Source organism: Anaerohalosphaeraceae bacterium (assembly GCA_035378985.1).
Lineage (GTDB): Bacteria > Planctomycetota > Phycisphaerae > Sedimentisphaerales > Anaerohalosphaeraceae > JAHDQI01.
The window spans coordinates 6,979-14,517 of record DAOSUR010000028.1 but is presented as its reverse complement, the minus strand read 5'-3'; the positions used below and the strand labels follow the sequence as shown (position 1 = coordinate 14,517).

Annotated in this window: 11 protein-coding genes; all 11 read right to left on the bottom strand. The window is 51.6% G+C overall.

Annotation, left to right across the window (positions count from 1 at the left end):
• Nucleotides 1–135 precede the first annotated feature (135 nt).
• A complete protein-coding gene (locus PKY88_12815) occupies nt 136–1,020 on the bottom strand; it encodes a hypothetical protein (GenBank protein HOQ06082.1) in 885 nt (294 codons plus the stop codon).
• A gap of 6 nt (nt 1,021–1,026) precedes the next feature.
• Entirely contained in the window at nt 1,027–2,073 is a 1,047-nt protein-coding gene (locus tag PKY88_12810; GenBank protein HOQ06081.1) for a hypothetical protein, read from the bottom strand.
• Nucleotides 2,070–2,240: a hypothetical protein gene (locus PKY88_12805; protein HOQ06080.1), complete on the bottom strand. Its 171-nt coding sequence runs from the start codon at nt 2,238–2,240 to the stop codon at nt 2,070–2,072. Before PKY88_12805 ends, PKY88_12810 begins: the two co-directional genes overlap by 4 nt.
• Before the next feature lie 95 nt (nt 2,241–2,335).
• Entirely contained in the window at nt 2,336–2,824 is a 489-nt protein-coding gene (locus tag PKY88_12800; protein ID HOQ06079.1) for a hypothetical protein, read from the bottom strand.
• A 1-nt stretch (nt 2,825) separates the two neighbouring features.
• Nucleotides 2,826–3,755, bottom strand: a complete 930-nt coding sequence (locus PKY88_12795) for a hypothetical protein (GenBank protein ID HOQ06078.1) — start codon at nt 3,753–3,755, stop codon at nt 2,826–2,828.
• Nucleotides 3,756–3,770: 15 nt separating this feature from the next.
• Entirely contained in the window at nt 3,771–4,784 is a 1,014-nt protein-coding gene (locus PKY88_12790; GenBank protein HOQ06077.1) for a hypothetical protein, read from the bottom strand.
• Nucleotides 4,781–5,347 carry a phage tail protein gene (locus tag PKY88_12785; protein HOQ06076.1) on the bottom strand — a complete coding sequence of 189 codons (567 nt, stop codon included), beginning with the start codon at nt 5,345–5,347 and terminating at the stop codon, nt 4,781–4,783. Before PKY88_12785 ends, PKY88_12790 begins: the two co-directional genes overlap by 4 nt.
• The gene (locus PKY88_12780; GenBank protein HOQ06075.1) at nt 5,347–5,685 is read right to left on the bottom strand and encodes a hypothetical protein; all 339 of its coding nucleotides are present in this window, start codon (nt 5,683–5,685) and stop codon (nt 5,347–5,349) included. The genes PKY88_12785 and PKY88_12780 overlap by 1 nt, the downstream gene beginning before the upstream one ends.
• A complete protein-coding gene (locus PKY88_12775) occupies nt 5,685–6,023 on the bottom strand; it encodes a hypothetical protein (protein HOQ06074.1) in 339 nt (112 codons plus the stop codon). The genes PKY88_12780 and PKY88_12775 overlap by 1 nt, the downstream gene beginning before the upstream one ends.
• Nucleotides 6,024–6,095: 72 nt before the next feature.
• On the bottom strand, nt 6,096–7,109 hold the full coding sequence (locus tag PKY88_12770) for a hypothetical protein (GenBank protein ID HOQ06073.1): 1,014 nt from the start codon (nt 7,107–7,109) through the stop codon (nt 6,096–6,098).
• A gap of 34 nt (nt 7,110–7,143) precedes the next feature.
• A partial coding sequence (locus PKY88_12765) for a DUF2190 family protein (GenBank protein HOQ06072.1) occupies nt 7,144–7,539 on the bottom strand: 396 nt, incomplete at its 5' end.

Genomic DNA, 7,539 nt, shown 5'->3' with positions numbered 1-7,539 from the left:
TCATCGACAAGATTGTGCGCCGGCGATAACGCATCTTTTCCATCGCGGGCGCCCGACGCTCTATCGTTCGATTTGTCCGCTCCAAACGCTTCGCGTCGTCTCGAGAAAGCAAAACAGGTTTTTGTTTACTGATTCTTACCACTGAAAATTAAAGACCGAAAAATCTTTCATGGGTTTAGTTTCGAAATAATGATAATACGGCGAACTTTGCTCCGGCAGCTCGCCGCCGCTTCCGTTCAAAAGTTTCGGAGACACAATCGGCTCTCCGTTCGCATCCGTGATGCGGACTCTTTTTCCGTTCTCAAGCTTGTAAAAGCCCTGGTCAAGCACTCTTCGCCGCCAACCGAATATCTCGCTCGTTCCGGGCTTCGCGGCCGTGCGAACCACAAACTCGTAAGAAACTTCCCAGAGCGTTTTAGAGCCCCACTTGAACTTTGACGCACTAATCGACTCACACTTGATTGTATAGGCAGGGAAGGATGTCCCATTGATTATCATTGTGTTGCTGTTCACAGTGTCCACGTACTGAGATGCCAAAAGCGGATCGAATGACTCCTCGTTGCGCGTAATGCGTATAACGAGGTCGTTAAAGGGCTCTTCCAGGGGAGGGTCAAGCGGCTCGCCGCTGCTCATCAACAGCGCATTGCCCTCGCGATCCACGTCAACAATTTCGCTGTGTTCCGCGAAGAGGAACTCCACTTTTGGCTCCTGCTCAAGCGGATTCTCGCTGTACTCGTATGTGCAGGTCACTCGCCAGTGCAAAGCCCCTACTTCCGGACGAGCGCTCCTTCGCCGACAAATCCACCTTGAGTCCTCCGGATGCTCTTCGTTTAACTGCGGAATGCTGACGCCGTTGGCCGAGGCCGACAAAGCCAGTACCTGCTTTTTAGGTATGGTCACACTTTTTGCAAATACCACGCGAAAGGTTCGCGTCAGGGTCCCAGAAGAATGCAGTTCTTCCTGCTGGTCATCGACCCCGCAATCATCGTAAAGTTCAATGACTTTCTCGAAAAAGGCCATTGCCGATTACCTCATCGCTGGATAAATCTCGATCTCTGCAATCCCGCCGGCCCGACGACGTTCGTTCTTTTCCAGGATTCGGATCAATTTGTCTAATTTCGCATTTTGTTTTTCGGCGGCCTCGGCGGCTCGCTGATCCCACGTCTTGCCCGGCGCTCCATAGGCCGTCAAGGATTCAAAAACGTTTTGAGTTTTCCGGATTTCGATCCTGCTTTTCTTTTTTGTCTCTTTGCCTTCTTCGGCGGCTTTTTGGATGTCCGGCATCTTTCCGGACTCAATCAGTTTCCTCCAGACAGGATTCGATGCAATTCGGCTTGATATCTCCCGCTCTACATCTGTTATCTTTCGTTCTGCAATCTCCGGCAAGGCCTCTAATGTCGATTCAAAGCCCTCCAGCAGACCTCTCCATTGAAAGGTGAAGTCTTCGCCGGACAAAAAGTTCCAGACAGCCGTAAAAAAGTTTTTCAGGTTTTCGTACATATTGAGCAGAACAGTTTTTAGAAAATTCCAAGAATCTATAAACAGATTCTTCCAGTTGCGGCCAAACCATTTCATATATTCTGGAAGGGCATTGACAAAGAAGTGCTTGAGCGCCTCCCATGTTTTGACCGCCGCCAGCATAATGGAATCAAGAGAGAGCGCAAGAACATCTTTGAAGTTTTTCGCGAGCGTTATCGCCACGCTAAATCCGCCAGATATCGATTGGGCCCATTTCACTATGGCTTTTTTGTTCGTTTCTATAAAACCTCGAATGCCCTCAAAAACAGAATAAAAAACAGGAGCGAACGCATTCATTGCTTCTTCCTTGACAGAACCCAACGCACCCTTCATTCCTTCGAAAGCATGCTCCGCCGCCGCATTATGCTGTGCAACGGCCAGAGCAAACGTTTTAACTCCTCGTACCAAACTTCTCGCACTGAAAAATCCGAGCAGGCCTCTGGCATAAGACCCCAGCGAACGATGCAGTGATCCGACCGACTTTTGCAGCGAAAGGATGGTTCGGCTGGCCGTGTCTTTCGCCGCAATATGAATGTCTAACTTGCTTACACTCATTCCATAATCCCTAATTTATTTTTCCAAAAGCGCTCTTCCGCCCACACCAAGCGGGCGGCTCGAATGAACGAAAAAGATTGATCTAACATTCCGCCTTGCAGCGGCGGCAATCCTTTCGCGTACATTTCTGCGGCCTCCAAAACATATTCTGTTTCTTTATCCAGCATCTTCTTCGGGCACTTGTTTATTACGCAATCTCCCGTATCGCCGCAAAAATCACAGCCGACTCCATCACAGGCCGGACATCGCAGCACCGCCGGCTCTATGTCTGTCGGCGGGTCGGCACACTCGCAGCCGCCGTCGCAGAGCTGGCCGTATTGCAGGGCAACGGCGATTCTAATTTTTTTTTATCCTCCACGCTCGGCCCCTGCTGCATCATCTGCCGCTGCACCAGTTCAATCAATTCAGCCAGTGTGCAGATGCCCGGCAATTTTTCCCTATCAAAAGCAATGGGTTTTCCTTTGTCATCATACAAGTTTCGCCAGCCAACCATTTTAGACCCTGCCGCTTCTATCAAGCGGGCGGATAACTCCTGCAGCCGCTGCATCGTGCGTTCGTTGGCCTGCTCTTTTCCGCTCCCAAGCGATTCAACCCAGTTTGCATATTCGGTCATTCGCTCAGAAAAATCCATTGTTTCGGCATACGTCAAGTACCGATATTCAAACGCAGGCCGTTCCTCCGCCGGCAAGGCGTCTTCGTCAGAAGCCAGTGAAATCCAGTATGTTTTGTTGGGATTAAGTGCTATCGGCATTTTAGACCGCTCCCATTGTAATTGTCAGGGCATCGTCGCCGCTGCTGTTGTTTAGACTGTACGTTAAGTCATACGCATAAATCCCGTCTCGGTCTTTATTCTCAATCTGGATAATCTCCGCTGACGGCATCGCAAAAACAGCTTTGTAGGTTCCATCATCAAAGACGGCCTGAATGGCCGCCGGCGTTTGAGATTCAAACAAAGAATCATAGTTATAACTGTCCGGCAGCTCTGTTTCTGGATCAACTTTTATCTTCGGCGATACATCGGCAATTATAAAACTGGCCACTTCGTTTGTTCCATTCGGGTCTGGTTCCGGCACCACCGACTGGCCGCCGTCAATTTCCAGACTCGATATTTTTTTGGCGGCACTGTCAATCGTAAAAGCAGACGCCTTCATTCCTGCAATCGAGTTCGGAGACCAAGAAACGGGAATTGATTCTTTCGAGACTTCTCGCCAGACTCCTTTAAACTCAAACTCCACTTCTAATTTTTGCCCGGGAATCGTTTTGACAAACTTGCACGTTCCCATCGCCCCCGACAGGCCCTTATGCAGGGCACTGCCGCCGATTATCTCATAACTGGCTATCGACAGCGTTTTTTGGTCAGACCAGCTCGATGTCGGGAACGTATAGACCTCGTTCGTCTTTTTAAACCCGCACGCCTGAAGCAGAGCCGCCAAATCCGCACTCATCGCAGCGGAACTTCCAGTGCTGCGGAAACGCACCTTGAATTTGCAGATTCCCAAATTCGGCTCGAGGGAGCCGACATTGTTCGGCCCGATATATTTGCCGCCGCCGGCTACCGGAGAATGTTCGGTCGCTCGGGTAAACTCATAATCCTCGGCCAGCACAGGAATATCCGGCAATGTCCACACTCCCTTTTCCGACTCTAACGTGATAAACAGCAATCGCCTTCTTGCGCTTCCCATTTTTCGCCTCTTCTTTCAAACACGTGAATAAGGGTCTCCCAATTTTGTACGATAGTGAACGTCGTACTTCAGAATCACACCTGGCCATTCCGCTTCTCGGGCCTCGGCGCGATTGTCGTGTATCAATTCAACATTTTCGGCCAGCCCGCCGCACGTCCAATCCGCCATAATCGCTTTGTGAACAGAGGCGGCAATCTGGTTAGCGTGCGCATCTGCCGCCCTTGGATCAGATTCAGAGGGCAGCGACAGAATGTAAATCCCGTACGTCTGAACACGGTCATCACATCCTACAGCGGGACTTGCATATTCCCGGTTCTCTTCAGCCACCAGGATGGCCCGCTTATCCAGCGGATTGATGTCTTGCCAGTCAATCCGAGTTGGCCGATGTGCCGTCAAAGACACAGAATAGCCGTTTAATTCCAACACGCCTTGAAGCGTCGATAGAATCTTTTGAGCAATGCATTCGATAACCGGCTGGCCGAACATCCCCTCTTTCACCGAGGGCGTGCCGGACAGGCCCTCACCGAGGGCCTCCGTATAGTCCCCTAACGGGCCGTCATCGCGATACCCGATTTTCCGCCAAAAGCCGTCCCCCTCCGTCGGAATCAAAAGATACCCCCTGTCTATATTATTGTACTCAATCCTCGGATAATCCGAGGCCCCTTTTTGATAAATCGGTGTCAAAAAGTTTGTCAGCGTATATTCGCCCGAAACGTCCGGGCTGAGAGACCCTTGAACAAGAATCTTGCCCGGAATGCAGCCCAAAACTCTTATCGTCATATTGCCGCTGGCGTTGCTGAGCGGCACATAACGTCCGATTTCGGACTCCGCCGGCCCGGCCCAAATGCTCGGCGGTTCCGGCGAATTGTCTTTATAGGCCAACCACCGTGATTGACCTTCATCGTAATAGATTCGTCGAATCGAATCGCACTGATACCAAGCGTGCGTTCCCGACAAGGTTCCTCGCCAAACATACACGCCGGTCATTACAGGCGATTCTGCTTCTCCAATAACATATAGATTCTTCATCGTTTGCTCAGAATCCAATCCACCTTGCTCTTGATTCGACTGTTCAAAATCTCCGCGGCCTGCTGTTTGTGTGCCGGCAGGTAGCCCCCTTTCTCCTCAATCATTGCCGGCGAAGGGCCCTTGAGAACCGCAATCGGGTATCGCGGAACAAGTCCGCTGGGGCCTTGACCGCTTACACGCCTGGCCACTTGGAGAGACCCGCCTCTCATCGTTTGAATAAACGCATGCTCGGCAAATCCCTTTCCGCCGCGGCCTGCTCGATACGAAACTCCCTTTGGTGTCTGCCTCGCATATAAATCAATCAGCCCGATGCGGCTTGGACTTATCGATAAACAAGCAGAAAGAGTCCTCACCGATGCCTTAGACACCCTCGTTCGTCGCCGAACCGCCGAAATCTTCGAACCAATGTCAGCCGCCAAATCACGTACAAGACGCGTTCTCAATTGCAGAACTGTATCGTTAATCGCACTGGCCAAAACCCGCGGCAGCTGATTTTTCGCTCGGCCCAGCCGATTCTCAAGCTGCTTGATTTGGTCTTTGTCGATTTTGATTTGTATTTCCATCAGCGAATCCCTACGCGTATCATCCCGGCGTCTTGCGCAATAATATGACTAATCGTTCTGATTTGTTTGCTTCCGCCTACTCGTACCGGAAGTTTAATCTGCCATTGGTTCGAATCAAACTCCGACGCAGCCAACCCTTTTTGATTATCGTTCATCATCTCGGCCTCTATCGTACAAGAAGTCCCCATCTCGTTCGGCATCGGGCTGATCGGATTCCGCTCTACAACAGCCAACACCTCACGCTCTTCTCCGCTGGGCGCAATTAAAAGAACCGGCTCGCCGAAAAGGCGAAGAAATTTTTCGGACTCCGATACTAAAATGTCATCGAACGAAGGCATTATAGGTTATAAATCATTCGAGCTACGCCTCGCTGATACTCGATGTACACCGCCATATCCGGAGAGTCGGAAGACGACGGAGAAGCGCTTTGGTAGAATATGATGTAATACATCCCCGCCGGCAATTCTTCCGGCAGCGTAAGCGTCCAGCCGCCGATTGTTGCCGTCGCATTCGTCATCGACAAAGCACTATCGGCCCAACTCACGTCCGAAGAGAGTTTTTTTGAGGCGCCATCCCATATCTGCAAGGTCGTAGCGTTCAGGATTCTCGCGTACCAATTGGAGCCCTCATTCAGGTTCAAAAGGGTTCGCGTATGAATTGCAATGCCATTGCCCATATAAGCTCCTTTTCAGATCGGCCGGCAGAGTCAATGCCGGCCGGTCTGATTCCAGAGTGCGATCCTGCTCATTTAATTGCTCGCATTCACAATCTTGTAAATCAAACAATCCGGGTCATCCGGCACTTGCAGAATCTGGTCATACTCGGCGCGTACTCGCAGCACCGTTGAGCGCGTTTCTGCCGAGACATAACTCTCGATGACCAAAAAGTCGTCGACAACCGCATCGACATCGACAAGCGTCAAGTCGTCTTCGAGCGAACCGCAGACAATGGTACGCGCCGCGGAAGGAACGGATAAATCGTCTTCCGGCCCATTCGCCAGCACAGCCAGATAAATGGCGCCAGGCGTCCAAAACTGCGTGTTCGATTCAGCAATCCCTTCTTCTTTGCTGTCATAGGCACTGTTGCCTACCAAGACATTTTTGATGCGAAGCATCGCCGACACTTCATCCGGGGCCAGCATGCTCGGCACCACGCCGGGATACGTGTATTTGCATTTGTCCGAAACTTGAGCTGTACGCATCATCTCTTGGTAATCCTTGCGTGGAATAATCAGCGTAATGTCTTCCGGCATACATCCGCAGGCATCCGAAAGAGCATCAATCCCCGACTGCAAATCATCCAGCGGTACAGCCGTCGAAGAGTTTGACCACGCGGCACTTACGTTGTGTCCGGTCAAAGGCGCCGATGCATAAAGGGAGGCCACTCTTGCCTCGTGGCCCATCAGTACTTGATGCACCAGCGGCTTTGCGGCGGCCACTTCTGCGTCAAACAAATGCAGAAAGCGCTTCTGGGTTCGCTTGTCGACAAACGTTTCTAAGCCCCTGTCGGCCGTTGAAAACGTGCCGCGCCCAAACTCGGCGATAATCCGATTGTACCGACCATCAGCTGCTCTCGCATCTTCCGTCCGCTTCTTAAAAGCGTCTCTCCGAAAAATCGGATACTCGCCAGCGTATAACGGATGAACAAACAGCGGAGCGGCTCGCCGCCCAATGAACTTCGATGCCGCTTTGGTGTCCATGTACTCTTGCACCAGCGCGGCAATGTCATCGCGAAAAATTACACTTGCAGATTCCGGTCTCATCGCTTATTCCTTTCGTCAAAATTATTCCTCTGCTTCAACCAGCGGCAACCAGCGGCGTCCACGTAAGCACCGCTGCACCTTTGCCGCCGTCGGCGGTAATGTCGGTCAATGCATACCCGATGACCTTGCCCGTTCCGCTGCCACCCACTTTTCCGTTGGCCGCACAGTAAATCGCCGCGCCGGCACTAATGGCTCCGGCCCCTGTAATCCGCACAACGCCGCCGGTCAACGGCTGCACCGCGACCGATTGACCGCTGGCCGCCGCATTGCGGGCAATTCCAATCGGAACTTCTCCGTTGCCGCAATACACAACCGAGCCGCGAGTGGAAATCTTTACCAGCCGGTCTGCCTCTAAATCTGCTCCAGCCGTCAGTGTAAACGGCCCTGTTCCCGTTTCATACGCCAAACTCATATTCTTGTCCTTTCCATT

Excerpts from the sequence above, each read along its gene's own strand:
- PKY88_12815 (HOQ06082.1), bottom strand. The coding sequence starts at position 1,020 with ATGGCCTTTTTCGAGAAAGTCATTGAACTTTACGATGATTGCGGGGTC.
- PKY88_12810 (HOQ06081.1), bottom strand. The coding sequence starts at position 2,073 with ATGAGTGTAAGCAAGTTAGACATTCATATTGCGGCGAAAGACACGGCC.
- PKY88_12805 (HOQ06080.1), bottom strand. The coding sequence starts at position 2,240 with ATGCTGGATAAAGAAACAGAATATGTTTTGGAGGCCGCAGAAATGTAC.
- PKY88_12800 (HOQ06079.1), bottom strand. The coding sequence starts at position 2,824 with ATGCCGATAGCACTTAATCCCAACAAAACATACTGGATTTCACTGGCT.
- PKY88_12795 (HOQ06078.1), bottom strand. The coding sequence starts at position 3,755 with ATGGGAAGCGCAAGAAGGCGATTGCTGTTTATCACGTTAGAGTCGGAA.
- PKY88_12790 (HOQ06077.1), bottom strand. The coding sequence starts at position 4,784 with ATGAAGAATCTATATGTTATTGGAGAAGCAGAATCGCCTGTAATGACC.
- PKY88_12785 (HOQ06076.1), bottom strand. The coding sequence starts at position 5,347 with ATGGAAATACAAATCAAAATCGACAAAGACCAAATCAAGCAGCTTGAG.
- PKY88_12780 (HOQ06075.1), bottom strand. The coding sequence starts at position 5,685 with ATGCCTTCGTTCGATGACATTTTAGTATCGGAGTCCGAAAAATTTCTT.
- PKY88_12775 (HOQ06074.1), bottom strand. The coding sequence starts at position 6,023 with ATGGGCAATGGCATTGCAATTCATACGCGAACCCTTTTGAACCTGAAT.
- PKY88_12770 (HOQ06073.1), bottom strand. The coding sequence starts at position 7,109 with ATGAGACCGGAATCTGCAAGTGTAATTTTTCGCGATGACATTGCCGCG.